Raw genomic sequence first — 20907 nt, 5'->3', positions numbered from 1 at the left:
GTTATCTCAAGTTAATATAAGGATATTCACACTCTACAGGCAGCAAAGCCGCAGCAGCAGCCGTTTCGCCCTGCACGACCAAATCACGGATGCGGTGCGCCGTATCGGTTACTTCATTTATGCTTACAATCCAATCATTCACATAATGCTGAACTGCCTCACCAGTCAAACCGATTTGAATGGCACGGTAAGGCAAAGGCTGCAAATGAATATCGCGTTCGGGGTCCCATTGTATCCGCACAGGATGCGTTTCTTTGGCGTATTGCCATTGCGCTGCATCCATATTATCGGGTTTGCGGCTGCCAATCGCGTGTGCCAACGCCCATTCAAAACCATCTCGGCGGATATCGATTGCCAAAATACGTTTTTGCCCTGCATCTTTCAAACCCCAGCCCGCACGGTACATCATCCATAAAAACGAGGGCTTAATCCAAGTCATCCGCGTCATTTTAAACAGTGGCGATACAAAACGTCCGTTCGCCAAAGCCGTATCGGCAATGGCATCGCTATATGCCTGATAAACGCGGATGGTATCGTTGTCATATACGGCACGGATTTGGCGGACAGGCACACCGTTTGGCATTAAATTACTATTCTGGTTCATAAAAACAGTTTGAAAATTTCAATTTATCGGAACTGCCCCAAAAAACTCAAGTCATTCTCAAAAAACAGCCTTAAATCATTTACACCATAGCGCAGCATGGCAAAACGGTCCAAACCGATGCCAAAAGCAAAGCCCGTGTATTTTTCAGGGTCAATATTCACATTTTGTAACACATTGGGATGCACCATGCCGCAGCCGCCCACTTCCAGCCATTTGCCGTTGTCCGCCATAATGTCAATTTCGGCGGAAGGCTCGGTAAACGGGAAAAAAGACGGACGGAAACGCACTTGCAAATCATCGCGTTCAAAAAAGCGGCGAATAAATTCAGTAAACACGGCTTTTAAATCGGCAAAGCTCACGCCCTCTTCCACCCACAGACCTTCAGCTTGGTGGAACATGGGCGAATGGGTGGCATCGCTGTCCACACGGTACACGCGCCCAGGGGCAATAATGCGGATAGGCGGATTTTTTTTGTCCAGCATATAGCGGATTTGAATGGGCGAGGTGTGGGTACGCAGCACATCGCCGTTTTCCACATAAAAGGTGTCCTGCATGGCGCGGGCAGGATGGTTTTGCGGGATATTCAGGGCTTGGAAGTTGTGGAAATCGTCTTCAATTTCAGGACCATCCGCCACATCAAAACCCATGCCGTGAAACAGCTCGACTACGCGCTGAAGCGTAAGGGTAACGGGGTGCAGTCCGCCGTGGTCGCGCTCACGCGCAGGCAGGCTGACATCCAGCGCTTCGGCAGCCAAACGCGCCTGTAATTTGGCTTCGTCTAGGGCTTGGCGTTTGGCGTTGTAGGCTTCTTGGAAACGGGTTTTGCATTCGTTGATGTGTGCGCCTGCGCTTTTGCGCTCTTCGGGCGACATTTGTCCCAGTTGTTTGAGCAAAACATTCAGTTCGCCTGTTTTGCCCAAATAGCGGGCTTTAACCAGTTCAAGGGCGTTGTGGTCGGCGGCGGCGGCGATTTCTGCCACGCCGTTGTCGGTAATGTGGTTGGCGTTCATGGGGGTCACAATCTAAATAAAATAGGGGAATTCTAACCGAAACGCCCGCGCACGACAAAACACGGCGGCAGCGGGCGCAAGGCATCACCAGGGTTTGGGGGTGGCGGCCTCAGACGCGCTTTCCTGTTTGGTTTTGCGGCTTTGCTCTTTAATCCATTCCCATTGTTTTTTCAACGCGCCTGTTACGGCTTGTTGTTTTTCTTTGGGGGTGTTTAAGCCTGAAGTAATTTTATTGTAATTCAAGCTGATAGATGGGTTGTCCATACTACCTGACAAGCGCAGCGGCAGGGTGTCGCGCCCGTTGTTGCTGACAATGCTCAAATCTTCGCTCATCAAACCGCTGTACAAATTGGTTTCGCCTTTCCCCATCATGCGCACGGCGGGGGCGCTAAAGCGTCCGTCTGTGCGGTGCTTGCTTACGCCGTTTTGAATTTTTGCTTTTAGTTCAAAGGTATCAAATGGGGTGGAACGTTTGGTGTCGTCATCGCCCAATGCCAATGTGCCGTCTTCGGCAGCATCTTCGGCGGTGGCGGCTTTCATCAGTTCGCGGATGCTGATACCGTGCCAAAAACCGTTTTCCACATTGATGTTTAAGCTGCCCGACAGGTTTTCGGTCAGTTCGCGGCGGTTGCTGCCGCTGGTGGTAAAGTTCAAATCGGCTTTACCTTTGCCGCTCAAGCTGCTGTTGCGGAACAAATCCTGCATCAACGGACGGATTTGCACCGATTCAGCTTTTTGTTTCAAAGTGTATTGGGTGGGACGGCTGTTGCTGATGCTCAAACTGCCTTCGGCGTGCCCGCTGTACAAATCGGCAATCAGCGGCGAAAACTGCGCCTGTGCTTCATCGGCTTTTAATACGGTGCGGATATTGAAAATTTCCAAACCCGGTACATTTAATGCATTGATGGTAATTAAAATATTGGTTTTCAAACGGTCTTTCAGCCATGCGGGATAGGGGTGGTCGGCGTGACGGCTGAAATTGTCCAAGTAATTGCCCAAATTCAGTTTTGCCAATTCTACTTGTCCGTCAATATTGTCGCCATCGCGTTTCAATTCAAACATGGCGGGGTGGCGGTCAAACGAACCCTGCGCCTGAATTTGCCAATTTTCCATGCCGCCCAAAGACAAACCGCCTGTCCATTCCGACACAAAACGCGGCACACCACCTGTCTTTTCCTGACGGGTGGATAATTTAAAATCAGGCATCGCAAAACCCTGTTCGGGTTGCCAACCCGCCGCGCCCGTAATATCCACATGCAAACGCTCGCTACCCGAAGCCTGTGCCGCCAAATCCGCCGCCAACTGCGGTACCAACAAATGCCCTTGCGCCAACTGCGCCTGTTTTACTGTGAGTGTACCGTTGTAACGGCGTTGCTCGTCATTACCCGTAAACACGCTATTCACATCATAAATTTGCAAATGGTCGTTTTGCTGGAACATGCGCCCGATGTTCAAATCGGTGTGGCTGGCAAAGCGGTTGCTGCGGAAAATCAGCTTGCCCTGCTCGGCGTGAAACACACGATTGGGAAAGCGCACCTTGCCCGACAAACTACCCGAAAAACTTTCATTGTTTTCCATGCCGTCAAACTGCACCAGCAAATCAGGCAGCGTAAACATACCCTTATCCCAAACCGCCTGCCCGTGCGCCGACAATTCCAATTTTTGCCAAGCAGGGTGCGTTGCCGTTGCCCGCAGCGAATAGGGAAAATGTGCGCCGTCATCACGCGATTGGCGGTAATCCATGTTTTTCAATTCAATCTGACGACCAAATGCCTGTATCATCAAATTGCCATTGGCAATCTGCACACGGTTTACCGCGATGTTGCCCGCAGGTTTATCCAAAAAATCACTGAAATTCCATTGCCCGTTGTCGCCGCGCACCGCCAATGCACCCACGTCCTGCAACACCAGCTTTTCCACTTCGGGCTGACCCAGCAAGCTGCGCCATGCCAAACCCACGCGCATTTCTTTGGCGCGTAATACAGGGGTTTGTCCGTCTGCTTCGGTTAAACTGAAATGGCGCAGCACAATGGTGGGACGCGGAAACAGCGTGCGCCCCACATCGGCATCAAAATTTGCCTTGCGCTGCGTACCTGCCAACGCCGCCGCCGTTTGCTGCTGCAAAAACGTGTAGCCCGAAATACGGTACAGCACCGCATACGCCCCCGCCGCCAACAGCAGCGGAATCATCGCCAGCAACAGCACAACTTTTAACCACCCACGGCGGTAACGCAAGTAAAACATCAACATAGCAACACAAATCCGACCATAAAGCCTGAATTTTAACAAAAACGCGCCCATGCGACACGTTTTGGCGCATTCAGATACCGTTTGCGCCCCAAGTGCCGTAAGGATGACGGCTCAAATACGCATTGGTAAAACGCCCGTCTGCAGTGATTTCGCGCCCCAGCCACGGTGGCGGCACAAACGGCGTGTTTTCGGCGGGCAATTCCAATTCTGCCAACACCAAAGGCGCGTTGTCGCCAAAAAACTCATCAATTTCATACACCCAACCGCCATGCGCCACCCGATAACGGTTTTTTTCCACCGTAAACAGGCACAAATCCGCCAACATCGCCCGCGCATCTGCCACAGGAATCGGATATTCATACTCGCTGCGGCTGATGTCCGACACATAGCCTTTTAAGGTCAGCCAAGCGCGTTCGCCTACGATACGCACGCGCACGGTGCGTTCTTTTTCCACGCTGATATAGCCCTGATACAAGCGTTGCGGCTCGCCCGCGCTGCTGCGCCAGCTGTCGTCTGCCAATAAAAAACGTCTTTCAATTTCCAAAGTGTGCATAGTTACTGTTCCTTAAAACGGTTTGAACACCGCCAAATACACCGCTGCCATCAGCACAAACACGGGCAATTCGTTAAACACGCGGAACCAACGGTGCGAACGCTGGTTATGGTTATTTTGAAAACGGCGCAAAATCACCCCGCACCACACATGATAGCCCGCCAGCAGCAAGCCCAAGGTGATTTTGGCGTGCACCCAGCCCGCCCAAGCCCCCGACACCAGCGGCATCGCCAGCCCGCACAACAACGCCCCCACGCCCCAAGGCGTCATAAACTTAAACAGCTTTTGCGCCATCAATAGCAAACGGGCGTATTCCTGTTTGTTTTCCGCCATTGCCAGATTGACATAAATTCTTGGCAGGTAAAACAATCCCGCAAACCACGCCACCATAAAAAACAGGTGTAGGCTTTTTAACCATAAATACATTTTGTTTTCCTAAAATCAAATTTGTTACGGCGCGATTGTACGCCAAAAAAGGCATTCTCAGGCAAGGGCAAGCATGCCCGCCACCACCACGGCATAACGGGCAAACTTACCCACTGCCAACGCCGCCGCGCACCACCACACAGGCAAACGCAAACACCCTGCCGCCAAAGGCAAAGCATCGCCCAATATCGGCACCCACGCCAACAGCAAAGTCCATGCGCCGTAACGATGCAACAGCGTTTGCGCCCGTGGCGGGATTTTATTCAAACGCTGCGGCAGGGCGCGTCCCATGCCGTAAGTGACCAGCGAACCGAGCGTATTGCCCCAACCCGCCAACAGCCACGCCCACAGCCAGCTATTGGGGTGGGCATACAACAAGGCTGCCAGCACCGCTTCAGACGTTCCAGGTAGAATGGTGGCCGATGTGAAGGCAGACACAAACAATCCGCCCAAGCTGTACAATAATGCCGTTTCCATATTGTCCCTTATTAGGAAAGATGATGATGCTTCCCGTCCGTTCCCTGCCCGACATCAGCGCGACCCTTGCCCAAAAATTGGAAAAACTGCATCTTTATCAGGCTTGGGATTTGGCATTGCACCTGCCGCTGCGTTATGAAGACGAAACGCGCATTGTATCAATTGCGCGTGCACCGTTTGGCACGCCTTGTCAGGTGGAAGGAACGGTGGTGCATTGCGAAGTGGTGTTCAAACCGCGCCGTCAGCTGGTGGCGCAAATCTGCGATGCGGAAGGCAGCAGGCTGTTTGTGCGTTTTTTAAATTTTTATCCCAACCAGCAACAGCAGTTGGCAGTGGGTAAAACGGTACGCGCTTTGGGGGAAATCAGACACGGGTTTTACGGGGCGGAAATGATACACCCGAAAATCCGCGCTGCCAGCTCTACACCTTTGGCGGATACGCTGACACCCGTGTATCCCACGGTATCGGGTTTGCCGCAAACGGTGCTGCGCCGTGCGGTGGCAACGGCATTGGCACACATCAGCCGCGAAGAACTGTTGCCCGAAGCCCTGTTGCGCCGTTTGTGCCTGCCGCCGCTGTACGACAGTTTGCAACTGCTGCACCGTCCGCCGCCCGATGTGTCGCCGCAAATGCTGTTAAACGGTCATCATCCTGCCTTGCAAAGGCTGAAATTTGACGAATTATTGGCGCAACAGCTTTCCATGCAACAAGCACGCCAGCAGCGCGAAAGCGGTTCGGCGCGTCCGATTCGGGGCAACGGCAGCTTGATTACGCCGTTTTTGGCGGCGTTGCCGTTTACGCCCACAGCGGCGCAACAGCTCGTGTGTGCGGAAATTGCGGCGGATTTGTCGCGCAGCATACCGATGCACCGTTTACTACAAGGCGATGTGGGCAGCGGCAAAACCTTGGTGGCGGCGTTGGCGGCATTAACGGCATTGGAAGACGCGCAAGGCTTTCAAGTGGCAGTAATGGCACCCACCGAAATCCTCGCCGAACAGCATTATCAAAAATTCTGCCAATGGTTTGCGCCTTTGGGGATTGAAACAGTGCTGTTGTCGGGACGCACCCGCAAAAAAGCCAAAGACACTGCAAAAGCGGCTTTGCTGTCGGGGCAAACGCGCGTGGCAGTAGGCACACACGCGCTGTTTCAAGACGATATTGTGTTTCACAATTTGGGCTTGGCGGTGGTGGACGAACAGCACCGTTTTGGCGTGGCACAACGTTTGGCATTAAAAAACAAAGGTCAGGACGTACACCAGCTGATGATGTCTGCCACACCGATTCCGCGCACGCTGGCGATGGGCTTTTTTGCCGATTTGGATGTGTCGGTGATTGACGAATTGCCGCCAGGGCGCACGCCGATACGCACCAAATTGGTCAGCCACAACCGCCGCCGCGAAGTGGAAGGCTTTGTGCTGCATACCTGTCGGCAAGGTTATCAGGCATATTGGGTGTGTCCGCTGATTGAAGAAAGCGAAACCCTGCAACTGCAAACCGCCACCGATACTTTGGCACAACTGCAAACCGCCCTGCCCGAACTCGCCATTGGACTGCTGCACGGTCGCATGAAAGCCGCCGAAAAAGCCGAAGTGATGGCGCGTTTTATTGCGGGCGAAATACAGGTTTTGGTCGCCACCACCGTGATTGAAGTGGGCGTGGACGTACCCAATGCCGCTTTAATGGTGATTGAACACGCCGAGCGCATGGGTTTGGCACAACTGCACCAACTGCGCGGGCGCGTGGGTCGCGGCGCGGCGCACAGCACCTGCGTATTGTTGTTTGCCGAGCCTTTGGGCGAAACTTCAAAAGCACGTTTAAAAGTGATTTACCAACACACAGACGGTTTTGAAATCGCCCGTCAAGACTTGCAGATTCGCGGACCGGGGGAATTTCTGGGCGCACGTCAAAGCGGTTTGCCGATGTTGCGCTTTGCCGATTTGGAAAACGATTTACCATTATTGGAAGCCGCACGCATTGCCGCCGCCGAATTATTGGCACACCACCCCCAAACCGCCGCCGAACACCTGCAACGCTGGTTGGGCAGCCGTGCGGGATTTTTAAAAGCCTGAAGCCGAATTGAACACAGTTTATGCTAAAATTAACAGTTGGAAACACAGGCTTTATCGCATTCAGCCGTGTTCCCTATCTTTTCTTTTCCCATCTGCATGGAGAACCCATTATGAAAACCCCTTATATCAGTCTGATGATTGCCGCTGCCTTGTCATTAAGTGCCTGTGGTGGCAACAAAGAAGAAACCCCACAAGCCGCTGAACAAACCCCGCCCCCTGCTGCTGTTGCCCCTGCCGCCTCATCTGCCGCTGCCAATATTCCCCCCGAATGTACTTTTACATTAAGCGGCGGCGACGACATGAAATTTGACAGCAACGAAATCAAAGTCAAATCCGGCTGTAAAGAATTTGCCGTTACCTTGAAACACAGCGGCAAACAGCCCAAACAAGCCATGGGGCATAATTTAGTGATTAGCAAAGCTGCCGATAAAGACGGCATAACTGCTGACGGTACGTCTTCAGGTGTGGATAATAACTACCTGAAAAGCAACGATGAGCGCGTATTGGCTTCTACCAAGCTGTTGGGCGGCGGCGAAGAAGACACGCTGGTGTTAAACGTATCCAAGCTGAACAAAGGCGAAGAATACGTTTTCTTCTGCACCTTCCCCGGTCATGCCAGCATGATGAACGGCAAAGTGGTTTTGGCTGATTAAACCCCTTACAAAACAAAACACAGCGTTTGACTATCACAAACGCTGTGTTTTTTATTGATTTTATTCAGGCATTAAGCCGCAGCATCAAAACGGGCTTGCGCCTCGTCCCAGTTGACCACGCTCCAAAATGCTTTAACATAATCGGGACGGCGGTTTTGGAATTTCAAATAATAGGCGTGTTCCCATACATCCAAACCGATAATCGGTGTGCCTTTGCAGCCTGCTACGGCTTCGCCCATCAAGGGGCTGTCTTGGTTGGCAGTGGAAACCACTTTCAGTTTGCCGCCATCTGCCACCAGCCACGCCCAGCCTGAACCAAAACGGGTGGCAGCGGCTTTTTCAAATTCGGCTTGAAAAGCTTCCACACTGCCAAAATCACGCTCAATCGCCGCTTTCAGGCTACCGCCCAATTGCGTACCCGTTTTCAAGCCTTTCCAGAAAAAGCTGTGGTTGGCATGACCGCCCGCATTATTACGCAAAGCGGTTTGTTTGTCGGCAGGCAGTTCCGCCAAGCGGGCAATCAGCTCTTCAGCAGACAATGCAGCAAATTCGGGCAGGCTTTCCAAAGCAGCGTTGGCGTTGTTTACATAAGCCTGATGGTGTTTGCTGTGGTGGATTTCCATGGTTTCTTTGTCAAAATGCGGCTCCAACGCATCGTAGGCATAGCCCAGTTCGGGCAAAGTGTAAGCCATGTGTAGCTCCTTAAAAATGGTGTGGTTGTGAAAATAAAGTGCTTTATCATAACCGTTGCGCGGGGCATCGGCAAGGGTTTAAAGCTGATAAACTAATCCCAACGCTTAAAAATCAAAGAAGTATTCACGCCGCCAAAAGCAAAATTATTGTTCATTACCCATTGGGTGTCTATCTTGCGCCCGCTGCCGACAATATAATCCACTTCGCCGCAACGCGGGTCGGGATTATCCAAATTAACCGTGGGTGCAAACCATTGCCCGCGCATCATTTCTATGGCAAACCACGATTCCAACGCCCCGCACGCCCCCAAAGTGTGTCCCAAATAGCTTTTGGGCGAACTTAAAGGCACACGCCCAAATACGGCGGCGGTGGCTTGGGTTTCGGCGATGTCGCCCTGCTCGGTGGCGGTGCCGTGTCCGCACACATAACCAATTTCCGCCGCTGCCACGCCCGCATCCGCCAATGCCAGTTCCATGCAACGCTGCATGGTGGTTTTTTCGGGACGGGTAATGTGTGTGCCATCTGAATTTGCGCCATAACCGACAATTTCGGCAATAATCTGCGCCCCACGCGCTTGGGCGTGTTCCAGCTCTTCCAATACCATCATGCACGCGCCTTCGCCAATCACTAAACCATCACGGTCAGCATCATAAGGGCGCGGGGTGGCTTCAGGCGCATCGTTGCGGCGGCTGGCAGCGTATAAAGAATCAAACACATACACTTCTGAAGGACAAAGCTGTTCCGAACCGCCTGCCAGCATCATCGGAATTTTGCCGTATTTAATCGCTTCATAAGCATAGCCAATGCCTTGGCTGCCTGAAGTGCAGGCGCTGGAAGTGGGAATTACCCGTCCGCTCAAACCAAAAAAAATGGCGATATTGGCAGCCACCGTGTGCGGCATCATACGCACATAAGTATTGGCGTTAAACTGATTAGGCAGGTGCGACAACAGCAAACCCACGTCCAAAATATCGGCGGTACTGCCCGCAGACGAACCCGCTGCCACGCCCATATTACCGTTTAAAATCAGATTACTTCCCAGCAAACCTGCGTTTTGTAAGGCTTGTTCCGCCGCGTCCACCGCATATTGCGCCACAGGTCCCATGCTGCGTAACTGCTTGCGTGTCCAATGCGCGGGCGTTTGGTAAGCAGGCAAAGGTGCAGCCAACAGCGCTTCCAATTCTTCAAATTCCGACCACTGCGGCATGGCTTTCACCGCATTTTTACCCGCTGCCAAATGCGCCTGTATCTCGTCCCACTCGCGCCCGAACGCGCACACCGCGCCCACGCCCGTAATCACCACACGTTTGCTTTGCATCAGCACAATCCCCCGTTTACCGCAATCACTTGACGGGTAATATAAGCGGCGTGTTCCGCCATTAAAAAACGTACTGCGTGGGCAACTTCTTCGGGCGTACCCATGCGCTGCGCGGGAACGGCTTTTAAAATTTCATCCACCGGCACGCGCTCATCCACAATTTCGGTATCAATCAAACCGGGGGCAACGCAGTTTACCGTAATTTTGCGTTTAGCCAGCTCCACCGCCAAGGCTTTGGCTGCGCCAATCAGCCCTGCTTTGGACGCACTGTAATTCACTTGCCCGCGATTGCCCGCCAGCCCCGACACCGAAGCCATACACACAATCCGTCCGGCGGCACGGCGGCGTATCATCGGCATGATAACGGGGTGCAACACATTGTAAAAACCGTCCAAATTGGTACGCAATACGCTGTCCCAGTCCTCATCGCTTAAAGCGGGAAAGGCATTGTCGCGGGTTAATCCCGCATTCAGCACCACGCCGTAATACGCGCCGTGGTTTTCAATATCTTGTTCCAACACGGCGCGGCAGGCGGCGCGGTCGGATACGTCAAACTGCAACACACGCGCTGCACGTCCCAGCCCGCGTATCTGTTCGGCAACGGCTTCCGCTTCGCTACGGCGGCTGCGGCAATGCACGACAATATCGTAACCGTCTTGCGCCAAGGCAAAGGCAACGGCTTTGCCGATGCCACGGTTAGAACCCGTAATTAAAATGGTTTGACTCATAAATGGCTTTCGTGATTGGGATAAAGGTTTGAATTTTACGCACCGTTTAGCAAGGTTTGCAAAACCTGTTCGCTGCGCGGGCTGTACACATTCATTGCGCCCGACACCAGCAGGCTGCCTGCGGGCATGGCGGTTTCGTGTCCTGCGGCGGGCGTGCGACAACGCAGTTCACAATCAAACACACCCATGCCGTTTTCGTCCTGCCACGACTGCGCCACCGACACATCCAACTGCGTACCCACAGGAATTTCCGCATAATGCAGATTCAGTTTGCGCGTTCCCAACAAAAAACCCAAACGCACTGCTTCGCCGCGTTCGGCAGCGTGTATGCCTGCCCATGCTGCTACGCCTTGTGCCATAATTTCCATTCCCAAATAAGCAGGCAGCGCAGGCGCGGCGGCAGGCAGCAAAATATGGTCAGGGCGGATGGCGGCGCGGGCAGTCAAACCGTGTTCATCACACGCGCTAATCTCGTCCAACAACACCATGCGCCCGCTGTGCGGTACATAGGCATCAACGGGTTTAAGCGGATAGTTCATCAGTCTTCCTTTTTTATTGGATAGGACAACCCATTAAACCGGATGTTCCCCTATCATAATCACACAATTATTACCGCCAAAGGCAAACGAAGCACTCGCACCGATGCGCCTGCCTGCACGCCAGCGACTGTGGGCATCAGTCAGCAAAATCGCGGGCAATTCGCTGTCGCGCACGCCGTCGCCCAACTGCGGGGGCAATCTGCCCTGCGGATTATCGGTACGGGACACCACGCCCCACAGCAAAGCGGCTTCCAATGCGCCTGCTGCGCCTAAAGTATGCCCTGTTAAGGGTTTGGTGGACGTGGCGGACGTGGCGGTGCCAAACACTTGCGCCACCGCACGGCTTTCCATGGCATCGTTTAGCCGTGTGCCTGTACCGTGCAGGTTAATCCAACCGACTGCGTCTGCCGCCACACCTGCTTTATCCAAAGCGGCTTGAAATGCCTGTGCTGCGCCTTGTCCGTCAGGGCGTGGCGACGACATGTGATAGGCATCGCTGCTGCTTCCATAACCAAGCAAGGGCAAGCTGTCGGGCAGGGCTTCGCGGGTCATCACAAACACCGCTGCTGCTTCGCCGATATTGATGCCGTCGCGGTGGGCGGAAAACGGTTGCGCCAGCCCTGCCGACAACACTTCTAAAGATTCAAAGCCATTGATGGTTAAAGGGGAAAGCGTGTCCACGCCCCCACACACCACCGCATCACACATTTGACTGTTGAGCAATCGCGCGGCGCTGATTAAGGCACGCGCCCCCGAAGTGCAAGCAGTAGAAACGCCGTAACACAAGCCTGTTAAACCATAAACATGGGCGATAAAATCGGCAGGCGCGGACATCAGTTGCTGCTGCTGTTTAAACGGCATACCGTCCCAATCGCCGCCATCGGCAACATTTTGTAAAAAGGCAATATTTTCATCTGCGCCGCTGACTGACGTACCCATCACCACCGCTACCCTGTCTTTCCCATAACGGCGAATCAGGGCGTGAATCTGCGTTTCAATCTGCGCCAAGGCGTGCCACAACAATTGGTTGTTGCGGCTGCGGAAGGTGTCGGGTAAATCGTGCGGAAAGGGGCGCAACTCGCCGTCAAATGCGCCAAAAGCGCGGGTTTTGCCTGCTACCCACGCATCGGAATTGCGCAAAGGCGACGCCGCAGGCGGCGCGAACAAGGCATTCAAATGGTTGTCCATGCCTGCGCCCAAGGCGGAAACCACGGCAGGACGACTTAAATAAACTTTTGTTTTCATGGCGATTCAATTGGGGTCAGCCGCCATAATGCGGCGGGGGTGCGTAAAGTGGGGGGCAAGGGTGCGCCTTGTTGAATCAGCGGGGCAAGTGCGGCAAACAGCTGCTTGGCGGCGCGGTTGGGCGGGGCAAAACCGTCTGCCTGCCAGCCCTGTGCGCCCGCCGTCAAACGTGCTTGCGGTGCACCAAAAGCATCTGCCAACAGCCAGCGCGATTGTCCGTTTGCCAAACCCTGTACCGACAACAGCGAAGTTTGCGCCACACTGCCGTCTTCTGCATTCAAACGCTCGGCACGAAACCAGCGCACTTCGTTTTGCGCCAACACGCCCACAGGCGCAGGCAAGGCAGCACACGCCGCCACGCCACACACCCAAACCGCCGTTAGGGGTTTCAGCAGATTCATTTTTTTCCTTTGGGTAAATCAAAATTGAGCGACTACTCATGGTCAGCCGCGCCGATTGACTATATCACAAGCCGCCGCAGCGGGATATTTTAACGTATCTACCGCACCACACTGCCGCACAATTCGCACCGCATAAGCTTGGCAGCCGCCTTGCTTATGGTATGATGTAGCGTTTTTCATAGTCTGCGCCCGTTTGTATTCCTGCGCTGAGTCGTGTTATGTCTGCCTATCCGCTGCCCGATTTTGAACAAAAAATCATTCCCCCCGAACAACTTGACGGCATCTTATCCCAATTGCCGCGCCCTTTGGTGTTTACCAATGGCTGTTTTGATATTCTGCACCGTGGACACGTTACCTATCTGGCACAGGCGCGCGCCTTGGGCAAATGTATGATTTTGGCATTGAATACCGATGCTTCGGTCAAACGTCAGGGCAAGGGCGACGACCGTCCCGTCAATCCCTTGGCACAACGCGCTGCCGTTGCCGCTGCTTTGCAAAGTGTGGATTATGTCACATGGTTTGATGACGACACCCCTGCGGCATTGATTGAGCATATCCGCCCCGATGTATTGGTAAAAGGCGGCGATTGGACACCCGACCGCATCATCGGCGCAGCCGAAACCTTGGCGCGTGGCGGCAGCGTACACAGCATTCCCTTTTTACACGCCACTTCCACCACCCAAACACTCGCCCGCATCCGCCGCACCCAAGCTGCTGCCTTATGACCAGAATGATGATGACACTGATTGTATTTTTCGGCATGGTTGCCGCTGCCGCCGCATGGCTGGCTTCCGCCCAAGTTCACCGTTTTAGCGCACCCTATATTGGTTCCGACCCCGAGCGCGTTCCCGAACGCAAAGCCGCGCTGTTGTTGGGGACTGCCCCACAATTGGAAGACGGTAGCCGCAACCTGTATTTTGACTACCGCATCAGCGCCGCCGCCAAGCTGTACCGCCAAGGCAAAATCCGCCACATTATCGCCAGCGGCAGCAATCTAAAACACGATGCCAACGAACCCGACACCATGATTGCCGAATTGGTTAAACAAGGCGTGCCTGCTGAAAAAATCACTGCCGATTATGCGGGTTTGCGTACCCTTGATTCCGTGCTGCGGGCGCGTGATGTATTTGGACAAAACAGCTTTATTGTGATTTCCCAAAAGTTCCACAACGAACGTGCCGTGTATTTGGCACGCGCCCACGGCATGGACGTGTATGGCTACAACGCCGCCGATGTCGGCAAAATGGCGGGGTGGAAAACCCGTTTGCGCGAATACGGTGCGCGTTTAAAAATGTTTTGGGATTTAAAAACAGACAAAACCGCCAAATACGAAGGCGACAAAATCGTTTTGCCCGATGATTGAATCATCAAAAACACAGGCACGCTACCGCGTGCCTGTGTGCGTCTCTACACCCCGTCAAACGCCAAATCCTGTTCCACACGCATATTTAAGCAGGAAATCTGAATCACCAATCCCGCTTCAATCCGCAACGTATAGCCCTGATGGGTGGGCTGCACCAGCACATCGCGCACAAACAGCGGAAACAGGCTGTCGCCGTCATCGGGATAATGAATAAAACCCAAACTTTGAAAAGTAAATTCCAATAACCCTTCGCAATGGATTTCGCCATAATAACGCCCATTTTCAGTATTATCAAAAAATAAAATCAAATCACGCCCTTGATGGGCAAAACGGATGTCTTGCAAAGCGGTATTCTGAAAAATTTTTTCGTCTGTCATGGTTATCACTGTTTTAAATGGTTGGCATGGAACAGCGGCGCACCGTGCTGCTTCACAAACACGCAGCAGGCAACAAAATATGCCGCCGCATAAAGTGTTTATTTTAACACTTTACACAGCGGTACTACAGGGCAAAACGCTTTCCCACCGCAAAGCGTGCGTGGAAAAACCACAATGTGGTTAGGGCGTGCCCCTATTTGCTTTGCCAAGCGGTTTTTTGAGTAAAAATCCGTGTATGCAAGGCAAAAATCCGCGCAAGGTTGAACACCTTGCAAGGATTTTTAACGCGGCAGACACGGATTTGTGCCAAAAATACCGCCGCATAAGTCAATAGGGACACGCCCTAATAGCCGTTTTCGGCGCAACTTTGCCCCATCGCGGCTTTAAGTTTGGGGTCGTTGCTGTTGCGGACTTTGTCGCACAAAGCAGCCATCGCCGCATCGGAAGCTATGCGTTCAGCTGTGCTTTGCGTGGACTGCTGCGGTGCAGACGAATAGCCCCCTACGGGTACGGCACAGGCTGTCAATGCTACGGCACACACCGAAAAACTCATGATTTTCTTAAAATTACACATATGATTTACTCTAAATAAAAAATTAATAAAAAAATAATTATTTGGCTTCCAAAGCCGCAATCAGCTTATTCAATATCTCAATTTCCTTATCTTTTTGCTTAATTAGCTCACAATAATGCTCCAATTGTAAATTCAATTTCTCAATCATAAATTCCAATTTTTGATTCCCATAATGATTATGGTTGTGATGATGAGAATTCTCATTAATCAAACAGACAACACTGTTATCGCTAATTTCCAGCAAATCCGTCAATTCAATACCGAAAACAGTTGCAATACGTTCCAATTTATGTAAATCCAAACCACGCTCCCCCTTTTCAATTTTAGCATAACCACTTGTAGACAAATTCAATTTCTCCGCCATTTCTTCTTGAGAAAAATGATGCAACTCACGAAGTTTTTTAACTTTTTCGTTGATTTTCATAATTTACTCTCTCGATTGGGACAAAATGGGTAGATTATAACCCCAATTTGGGAAAGGGTTTTTGACAAATTGGGAAGTTTCATATTAAAAATTATGTACTAGAATTTTTACAAGATAAATTTAACTTTAATTAATAAGGATTACTCAATGAATAAAAAAACAGTCTCTGAAAAAACAGAATTTTATGTTGAAGAACAATACAGAACCAATCCATTATCCAGCATACCTGCCCCAAATGAGCTAAAAATAGAAAATAAAATCTACAATAACATTCATCACCCTGATAAATATTTAGCAAAAGTTAATCAGGAAAAAAATTCAGATGAAAATAATTATTTGGATGATTGTGATGATTGGATGGAAGAGGAAAGAAAGTATATGTTAGAGAATTGGTCTGAATATTGGACAGACTTCTATGGAGGTGGTCCTTGGGAAGGTATGACAGAAGAAGAAATGGAAAGCTTTATTGATAGTCAAACACCTGACTGGTAATACCATTTAAAACTCAAATTTCATAAGGTCAAGACAATGAAAATCAAATGCAAGAATTGTGGTCATACAGAAGAAACTTCTACTGACTTTTTCGTCAAAATTATTGGGGGTGCTGCTCCGATTGGCGGTTTTTGGGCATGGGTAACCTATTTTTTTGCGGGTACGGGCTTTGCTTTTGCCATCTGTGCAGCAATGATTGTAGGTGGCGTAGCATTACTTGCTTTCAAAGATGAAATTGTTGAATGGATTAGTGAAAACTACTCTTGCCCCCAATGTGGACGCTCATCATGGCAAGCTGAAAAATAATCTTATTGCTGATATAGGCAGCCTGAAAAATCTCAGGCTGCTTACTTTAATTTCAATAAATTAGAGAAATCTTAAACTTCGCTGCCACCCACCGTCAGCCCTGCATCAATCCGCAAAGTGGGTTGTCCCACGCCCACAGGCACGCTTTGTCCGTCTTTACCGCACACCCCCACGCCTGTATCCAGCGCGGTATCGTTGCCAATCATGGAAACGTGTTTCAACACTTCAGGACCATTGCCGATAATGGTTGCGCCTTTAACGGGATATTGCAATTTGCCGTTTTCTACCCACCACGCTTCCGATGCCACAAATACAAATTTGCCGCTGGTAATATCCACTTGTCCGCCGCCAAAATTGACCGCGTAAATGCCTTTATCGATGCTTTCAATAATTTCTTGCGGGTGGTGGCTGCCGTTTTCCATAAAGGTATTGGTCATGCGCGGCATCACGGTGGCAGAATAGCTTTCGCGGCGACCGTTGCCCGTTACAGGCACGCCCATCAGCCGCGCATTGGTTTCGTCCTGCATATAGCCTGTTAAAATACCGTCTTCAATCAATACGGTGCGGCGGGTTTCATTGCCTTCGTCATCAATATTTAACGAACCGCGCCTGTCGGCAATATCCCCTTGGTCAATCACGGTTACGCCTTTGGCTGCCACGCGCTCGCCCAATCTGCCTGAAAACGCACTGGTTTGTTTGCGGTTAAAATCGCCTTCCAAACCATGTCCCACCGCTTCATGCAGCAATACACCCGGCCAGCCGTTGCCCAACACCACCGTCATTTCCCCCGCAGGCGCAGGGCGCGATTCCAAATTAATTAAAGCCTGTTTCACCGCTTTATCCACATATTCTTTTAATTTGCCATCGTCAAAATACGCCAAACCAAAACGCCCGCCGCCGCCTGCGCTGCCCTGTTCGCGGCGGTTGCCCTGCTGGGCAATCACCGTTACACTCAAACGCACCAAAGGACGGATATCGGCAGCGTGTTTGCCGTCCAAACGAGCGATGTAAACCATATCGTGTTCGCACACCAGCCCCGCCATCACCTGCACAATGCGCGGGTCAGCAGCTTTGGCAAGTTGTTCCACACGGTTCAGCAACGCCACTTTCGCCGCCGAATCCAAGCCCAAAATCGGGTTGTCCGTACCGTGTACCTGCTTGCCCGCTGCCGTCACAGGCGCGCGCACAGGCGTGTGATTGCCTGCTGCGCCAATCACGCGCACCGTATCCGCCGCACGGCGCACTGCTTCGGGGGTCAGGCTGTCGGCATAGGCAAACGCCGTCTTGTCTCCCGACACCGCACGCACCCCTACCCCTTGGTCAATATGAAAATTGCCCGATTTAACGATACCGTCATCCAAATGCCAGCTTTCGTAAGCGGTGCGTTGGCAATAAATATCCGCATAATCAACATGGTGCGTACCGATACGGGCAAGGCTTTGCGCCAGCGCATCGGCACACAAACGGTTGTTTTGCAAAAGCTGTTGGGAAACCGTTTGAAAAACAGGCATATTCATCTTGTTCCTTTTCTGCGTGAAACAGGTGTTTGTTTTTAAATAAAGACAGATTAGGCGCGATTATACGACAGCCACACCCTCACACAGATTGATTCGGGCTATGGCGCGGCGTATAAAAAAGAAATTTTGATAAAAAATAAATCACTAAAACGCTTTTACCGAATAAATGCACAGCGATTATTGATAGTTATTATTATTTCGGTATAATACAGGCATCAGCAGCAAACTGTTGATGTCATTATTCTTGTCATTCCCTTATCTTGTCCGTTTTGTCGGTGGGCGCGTTGGCGTTTTCCGATAATCCTGTCCAACCGCGCAACTGCCTTTCGGTGCTTGTGCGGTTTTTTGTTGCGCCGTATCATGGCAACGGTCAGCCAATCCCATCAGAAAGAAAAATGATGCCAAACATTAAAAAAAATTTATTGAGAAAATTAGAAATCTATCCAGACCATCCAGAAGATGGTTTTGCATACCACTATGAGAAAAAGAAAGCTAATCAAGAATTAGACAGTATGCATGGTTCATCTGCCAGTAGTACGTTAAGAAATGTGTTCTATGCTTATAGTGTCGGTCAAAAAGATTTGTATGACCCGTTTCTACCCACTGCCTTATCATGGTTACATACCGCCATTGCCTTAAAACAAGAAGTAGATTGGGAACCACATCATGTTTATAGAATCTATCAGGCACTTGCGGGCGTAAAATGGTTGCAAAGCGGTCAAGATAATGCAGAAGTGGTGGAAGCATGGCGCGAATGTTTGGCACAAAGCAATTTATGGATATTTGAAGACCGTTACCCTAGGCAATACTCTGCTTCCAAAGGTATGGTAAAGGATTTATTTTATTCCTATTTGCAGCAATGCCTGTTTGCCCAAGATTATCAACGCGGTATTGAAGTCTATCAGCATTTTAAAGGCGATAAGCCCGTCCGTTTAACTGCTAAAACGGGACTGGTTTCATTGATGTATGCGGTTTTACGTCATTATGCTTATGGCGAATATGATAAAGACAAGCTCAATAAAACCATGCGGCGGGTTTTGGGGGAAGAGCTGCGTGATGCCTATACACGCGGACATATTTATCACGTTGTTCATTGGCTTAAAACCATGTGCGCGGTCAGGGAAAGGGTTTATACCCCCGAAGAAACCATTTTAACCTTTTATGAATTTTTAGAAGATGATGAAATCCCTGATGAAATTCATGCTTTGTTAAAAGAAAAGAATTTGCTGACAAAAACGGATTTGGGATTGAAAAAATCGGGATAAGCTGTCATGATTTTTGTTTTGTGATTTTTGGAATTGGATGTGCCATGACCCGTACCTTAATTGCGCTGCTGTTGGCGGCGGCAATGCCCGCTGCTTGGGCAAAAACCGTGAAAACCACGCTGGATAACGGTATGACGGTAATTATCCGTGAAGACACCCGCGCACCTGTTGCCACGGCGCAGCTTTGGTATCGGGTGGGTTCGGTAGATGAACACCTTGGCAAAAGCGGTTTGAGTCACGCGCTGGAACACATGATGTTTAAAGGCACACCAGCTGTGCCGTCGGGCGAGTTTTCGCGCCGTATTTCGGCTTTGGGCGGCAATAATAATGCTTATACCAGCAGCAGCGAAACGGTTTATCATCAAACGTTTGCCAAGCAGCATTTGCCCGAAGTGCTGAAGCTGGAAGCCGACCGCATGGCAAACCTGAATTTTAGCGACCAAGAATTTGACAACGAAATGAAGGTTATCCGCGAAGAACGCCGTCAGCGCATTGATGATAACCCCACGGGCAGTTTATACGAACAATTGAATTTACGCGCCTTTCAAAAACCCGCCAACCGCACAGCCGTGATTGGCACAATGAAGGATTTGTACCAATTAAAAGCGGGCGATTTGCGCCAATGGTATCGGCAATGGTACGCACCCAATAATGCCACCTTGGTGATTGTGGGCGATGTGAATGCCGATGCCGCTTTGGCGGAAGTCAAACAGCAGTTTGCTGCCCTACCCGCCCGCCAACTGCCAACACGCCACAATCTGCATGAAGACGAAATCCGCCAAGCCGCCAGCGCGCGCACCACAGGCAACACCAAACAGCCGATTTTTATTATCGGCTACCGCGTACCGCATTTGCAGCATTTAGACGACAAACTGCCCTATGCGCTGGATATGCTGACCAATATTTTAGACGGACACAGCGCGGCACGTTTTGATAAAAACCTGATTCGCGGACAACAATTGGCTTTGGAAATTTCCACAGGCTATTCTCTGTTCGGGCGACACCCGCAATTGTGGCTGGTGAGTGCCATGCCTTCCGAACGCAGCAGTGTGGCACAGCTGCGCCAAGCCATTGAAGCGCAAATTGCCGACATCGCCGCCAACGGTGTCAGCGAAGAAGAATTGGCGCGCGCCCGCGTGCGTGAAGAATCGTCTGCCGTGTATGCCCGCGACAGCATGGAAGGTCAGGCTTCGTTGATTGGCACACTGGAAACCAACGGTTTCAGCCACGCCGATGAAGACGAAATCCGCCGCCGCATCAAAGCCGTAAGTTCTGCCGATATTCAAGCTGCCGCCAAGCTGCTTACCGACCCGCGCCGTCAGGTATTTGTGCGGATTGACCCGCGCACCGCCGCTGCCGCCAAAGCCAAGAAAAAATAATGATTTTTCCATAAGAAAAACACCGTTTGCTTAAAAACAAACGGTGTTTTCACATAAGACCCCCGCAGATGCCGATTCGGCTGAGTCCGCTTGAACCTTGTACACAAGGCGGTCATCTCGGGCAACTTCGGGTACATTCCGCAAGCGGAACGCGCACACCTGTTGCAGCTCCCGACAACCTGAAGCAAACTTTATTGGTTCAAAGGAATGTATGCCTTCACGCACATCGCAGGGAAACCAAAAA

The 20907-nt window shown here is 51.2% G+C and carries 24 protein-coding genes and 1 other RNA gene; 8 read left to right on the top strand and 17 right to left on the bottom strand.

The window, feature by feature from the left end; all coding sequences use genetic code 11:
* Position 1: 1 nt before the first annotated feature.
* From H3L98_RS05025 to H3L98_RS05000, 6 genes are all read right to left on the bottom strand, one after another.
* Positions 2-604, bottom strand: a complete 603-nt coding sequence (locus H3L98_RS05025) for a DUF4291 domain-containing protein (RefSeq protein WP_246327842.1) — start codon at positions 602-604, stop codon at positions 2-4.
* 23 nt (positions 605-627) lie between these two features.
* Complete coding sequence (gene pheS, locus H3L98_RS05020) at positions 628-1614, bottom strand: phenylalanine--tRNA ligase subunit alpha (protein WP_027021036.1); 987 nt, start codon at positions 1612-1614, stop codon at positions 628-630.
* Positions 1615-1698: 84 nt separating this feature from the next.
* Positions 1699-3864, bottom strand: a complete 2166-nt coding sequence (locus H3L98_RS05015; RefSeq protein ID WP_027021035.1) for an AsmA family protein — start codon at positions 3862-3864, stop codon at positions 1699-1701.
* Between the two features lie 70 nt (positions 3865-3934).
* The gene (locus tag H3L98_RS05010) at positions 3935-4417 is read right to left on the bottom strand and encodes a CYTH domain-containing protein (protein ID WP_027021034.1); all 483 of its coding nucleotides are present in this window, start codon (positions 4415-4417) and stop codon (positions 3935-3937) included.
* A gap of 12 nt (positions 4418-4429) precedes the next feature.
* Entirely contained in the window at positions 4430-4843 is a 414-nt protein-coding gene (locus tag H3L98_RS05005; protein ID WP_027021033.1) for a CopD family protein, read from the bottom strand.
* A 57-nt stretch (positions 4844-4900) separates the two neighbouring features.
* Entirely contained in the window at positions 4901-5320 is a 420-nt protein-coding gene (locus H3L98_RS05000; RefSeq protein WP_034332948.1) for a YqaA family protein, read from the bottom strand.
* Positions 5321-5340: 20 nt separating this feature from the next.
* Between H3L98_RS05000 and recG the strand changes: the two genes are divergently transcribed.
* Together recG and azu are read left to right on the top strand one after the other, a co-directional pair.
* Complete coding sequence (gene recG, locus H3L98_RS04995) at positions 5341-7389, top strand: ATP-dependent DNA helicase RecG (RefSeq protein WP_027021031.1); 2049 nt, start codon at positions 5341-5343, stop codon at positions 7387-7389.
* Positions 7390-7499: 110 nt separating this feature from the next.
* Positions 7500-8042, top strand: a complete 543-nt coding sequence (azu, locus tag H3L98_RS04990) for an azurin (protein ID WP_027021030.1) — start codon at positions 7500-7502, stop codon at positions 8040-8042.
* 71 nt (positions 8043-8113) lie between these two features.
* On the opposite strand, the gene sodA is transcribed toward azu, so the two are convergent.
* From sodA to H3L98_RS04960, 6 genes are all read right to left on the bottom strand, one after another.
* A complete protein-coding gene (sodA, locus tag H3L98_RS04985) occupies positions 8114-8734 on the bottom strand; it encodes a superoxide dismutase [Mn] (RefSeq protein ID WP_027021029.1) in 621 nt (206 codons plus the stop codon).
* Positions 8735-8826: 92 nt separating this feature from the next.
* A complete protein-coding gene (locus H3L98_RS04980) occupies positions 8827-10053 on the bottom strand; it encodes a beta-ketoacyl-ACP synthase (RefSeq protein ID WP_027021028.1) in 1227 nt (408 codons plus the stop codon).
* Positions 10053-10781 carry a 3-oxoacyl-ACP reductase FabG gene (gene fabG, locus H3L98_RS04975; RefSeq protein ID WP_027021027.1) on the bottom strand — a complete coding sequence of 243 codons (729 nt, stop codon included), beginning with the start codon at positions 10779-10781 and terminating at the stop codon, positions 10053-10055. The genes H3L98_RS04980 and fabG overlap by 1 nt, the downstream gene beginning before the upstream one ends.
* A gap of 35 nt (positions 10782-10816) precedes the next feature.
* Entirely contained in the window at positions 10817-11320 is a 504-nt protein-coding gene (locus H3L98_RS04970; protein ID WP_027021026.1) for a hotdog family protein, read from the bottom strand.
* A 33-nt stretch (positions 11321-11353) separates the two neighbouring features.
* Positions 11354-12565 carry a beta-ketoacyl-ACP synthase gene (locus tag H3L98_RS04965; RefSeq protein WP_027021025.1) on the bottom strand — a complete coding sequence of 404 codons (1212 nt, stop codon included), beginning with the start codon at positions 12563-12565 and terminating at the stop codon, positions 11354-11356.
* A complete protein-coding gene (locus H3L98_RS04960; RefSeq protein WP_034332945.1) occupies positions 12562-12966 on the bottom strand; it encodes a hypothetical protein in 405 nt (134 codons plus the stop codon). The genes H3L98_RS04965 and H3L98_RS04960 overlap by 4 nt, the downstream gene beginning before the upstream one ends.
* A 218-nt stretch (positions 12967-13184) precedes the next feature.
* On the opposite strand from H3L98_RS04960, the gene H3L98_RS04955 reads away from it, so the two are divergent.
* Together H3L98_RS04955 and H3L98_RS04950 are read left to right on the top strand one after the other, a co-directional pair.
* Positions 13185-13691 (top strand): adenylyltransferase/cytidyltransferase family protein, encoded by a 507-nt coding sequence (locus H3L98_RS04955; protein WP_027021023.1) that lies wholly within the window; start codon positions 13185-13187, stop codon positions 13689-13691.
* A complete protein-coding gene (locus tag H3L98_RS04950) occupies positions 13688-14329 on the top strand; it encodes a SanA/YdcF family protein (protein ID WP_027021022.1) in 642 nt (213 codons plus the stop codon). Before H3L98_RS04955 ends, H3L98_RS04950 begins: the two co-directional genes overlap by 4 nt.
* Positions 14330-14373: 44 nt before the next feature.
* On the opposite strand, the gene H3L98_RS04945 is transcribed toward H3L98_RS04950, so the two are convergent.
* From H3L98_RS04945 to H3L98_RS04935, 3 genes are all read right to left on the bottom strand, one after another.
* A complete protein-coding gene (locus H3L98_RS04945) occupies positions 14374-14706 on the bottom strand; it encodes a hypothetical protein (protein WP_027021021.1) in 333 nt (110 codons plus the stop codon).
* Between the two features lie 343 nt (positions 14707-15049).
* Positions 15050-15280, bottom strand: a complete 231-nt coding sequence (locus tag H3L98_RS04940; RefSeq protein WP_156932176.1) for a hypothetical protein — start codon at positions 15278-15280, stop codon at positions 15050-15052.
* A 37-nt stretch (positions 15281-15317) separates the two neighbouring features.
* Positions 15318-15704 (bottom strand): helix-turn-helix domain-containing protein, encoded by a 387-nt coding sequence (locus H3L98_RS04935; RefSeq protein ID WP_027021018.1) that lies wholly within the window; start codon positions 15702-15704, stop codon positions 15318-15320.
* Between the two features lie 147 nt (positions 15705-15851).
* On the opposite strand from H3L98_RS04935, the gene H3L98_RS04930 reads away from it, so the two are divergent.
* A complete protein-coding gene (locus H3L98_RS04930; protein ID WP_027021017.1) occupies positions 15852-16196 on the top strand; it encodes a hypothetical protein in 345 nt (114 codons plus the stop codon).
* A 36-nt stretch (positions 16197-16232) separates the two neighbouring features.
* A complete protein-coding gene (locus tag H3L98_RS04925) occupies positions 16233-16502 on the top strand; it encodes a hypothetical protein (RefSeq protein WP_027021016.1) in 270 nt (89 codons plus the stop codon).
* A gap of 71 nt (positions 16503-16573) precedes the next feature.
* Here H3L98_RS04925 and tldD read toward each other — a convergent pair whose 3' ends face one another.
* On the bottom strand, positions 16574-18013 hold the full coding sequence (gene tldD, locus H3L98_RS04920) for a metalloprotease TldD (protein WP_027021015.1): 1440 nt from the start codon (positions 18011-18013) through the stop codon (positions 16574-16576).
* Positions 18014-18279: 266 nt separating this feature from the next.
* On the opposite strand from tldD, the gene H3L98_RS04915 reads away from it, so the two are divergent.
* Positions 18280-19284: a hypothetical protein gene (locus H3L98_RS04915; protein WP_156932174.1), complete on the top strand. Its 1005-nt coding sequence runs from the start codon at positions 18280-18282 to the stop codon at positions 19282-19284.
* Positions 19285-19328: 44 nt separating this feature from the next.
* Positions 19329-20663, top strand: a complete 1335-nt coding sequence (locus tag H3L98_RS04910) for a M16 family metallopeptidase (protein WP_027021013.1) — start codon at positions 19329-19331, stop codon at positions 20661-20663.
* Positions 20664-20718: 55 nt separating this feature from the next.
* On the opposite strand, the gene ssrS is transcribed toward H3L98_RS04910, so the two are convergent.
* A non-coding RNA gene (gene ssrS / locus H3L98_RS04905) (6S RNA) lies at positions 20719-20901 on the bottom strand.
* Positions 20902-20907: the final 6 nt, after the last annotated feature.

Origin of the sequence: Conchiformibius steedae (assembly GCF_014054725.1) — a bacterium.
Lineage (GTDB): Bacteria > Pseudomonadota > Gammaproteobacteria > Burkholderiales > Neisseriaceae > Conchiformibius > Conchiformibius steedae.
Note: the sequence above shows the minus strand (reverse complement) of the source record. Positions and strands in the feature narration are given on the sequence as shown.

Excerpts from the sequence above, each read along its gene's own strand:
- H3L98_RS05025 (WP_246327842.1), bottom strand. The coding sequence starts at position 604 with ATGAACCAGAATAGTAATTTAATGCCAAACGGTGTGCCTGTCCGCCAA.
- pheS (WP_027021036.1), bottom strand. The coding sequence starts at position 1,614 with ATGAACGCCAACCACATTACCGACAACGGCGTGGCAGAAATCGCCGCC.
- H3L98_RS05015 (WP_027021035.1), bottom strand. The coding sequence starts at position 3,864 with ATGTTGATGTTTTACTTGCGTTACCGCCGTGGGTGGTTAAAAGTTGTG.
- H3L98_RS05010 (WP_027021034.1), bottom strand. The coding sequence starts at position 4,417 with ATGCACACTTTGGAAATTGAAAGACGTTTTTTATTGGCAGACGACAGC.
- H3L98_RS05005 (WP_027021033.1), bottom strand. The coding sequence starts at position 4,843 with ATGTATTTATGGTTAAAAAGCCTACACCTGTTTTTTATGGTGGCGTGG.
- H3L98_RS05000 (WP_034332948.1), bottom strand. The coding sequence starts at position 5,320 with ATGGAAACGGCATTATTGTACAGCTTGGGCGGATTGTTTGTGTCTGCC.
- recG (WP_027021031.1), top strand. The coding sequence starts at position 5,341 with ATGATGATGCTTCCCGTCCGTTCCCTGCCCGACATCAGCGCGACCCTT.
- azu (WP_027021030.1), top strand. The coding sequence starts at position 7,500 with ATGAAAACCCCTTATATCAGTCTGATGATTGCCGCTGCCTTGTCATTA.
- sodA (WP_027021029.1), bottom strand. The coding sequence starts at position 8,734 with ATGGCTTACACTTTGCCCGAACTGGGCTATGCCTACGATGCGTTGGAG.
- H3L98_RS04980 (WP_027021028.1), bottom strand. The coding sequence starts at position 10,053 with ATGCAAAGCAAACGTGTGGTGATTACGGGCGTGGGCGCGGTGTGCGCG.
- fabG (WP_027021027.1), bottom strand. The coding sequence starts at position 10,781 with ATGAGTCAAACCATTTTAATTACGGGTTCTAACCGTGGCATCGGCAAA.
- H3L98_RS04970 (WP_027021026.1), bottom strand. The coding sequence starts at position 11,320 with ATGAACTATCCGCTTAAACCCGTTGATGCCTATGTACCGCACAGCGGG.
- H3L98_RS04965 (WP_027021025.1), bottom strand. The coding sequence starts at position 12,565 with ATGAAAACAAAAGTTTATTTAAGTCGTCCTGCCGTGGTTTCCGCCTTG.
- H3L98_RS04960 (WP_034332945.1), bottom strand. The coding sequence starts at position 12,966 with ATGAATCTGCTGAAACCCCTAACGGCGGTTTGGGTGTGTGGCGTGGCG.
- H3L98_RS04955 (WP_027021023.1), top strand. The coding sequence starts at position 13,185 with ATGTCTGCCTATCCGCTGCCCGATTTTGAACAAAAAATCATTCCCCCC.
- H3L98_RS04950 (WP_027021022.1), top strand. The coding sequence starts at position 13,688 with ATGACCAGAATGATGATGACACTGATTGTATTTTTCGGCATGGTTGCC.
- H3L98_RS04945 (WP_027021021.1), bottom strand. The coding sequence starts at position 14,706 with ATGACAGACGAAAAAATTTTTCAGAATACCGCTTTGCAAGACATCCGT.
- H3L98_RS04940 (WP_156932176.1), bottom strand. The coding sequence starts at position 15,280 with ATGTGTAATTTTAAGAAAATCATGAGTTTTTCGGTGTGTGCCGTAGCA.
- H3L98_RS04935 (WP_027021018.1), bottom strand. The coding sequence starts at position 15,704 with ATGAAAATCAACGAAAAAGTTAAAAAACTTCGTGAGTTGCATCATTTT.
- H3L98_RS04930 (WP_027021017.1), top strand. The coding sequence starts at position 15,852 with ATGAATAAAAAAACAGTCTCTGAAAAAACAGAATTTTATGTTGAAGAA.
- H3L98_RS04925 (WP_027021016.1), top strand. The coding sequence starts at position 16,233 with ATGAAAATCAAATGCAAGAATTGTGGTCATACAGAAGAAACTTCTACT.
- tldD (WP_027021015.1), bottom strand. The coding sequence starts at position 18,013 with ATGCCTGTTTTTCAAACGGTTTCCCAACAGCTTTTGCAAAACAACCGT.
- H3L98_RS04910 (WP_027021013.1), top strand. The coding sequence starts at position 19,329 with ATGACCCGTACCTTAATTGCGCTGCTGTTGGCGGCGGCAATGCCCGCT.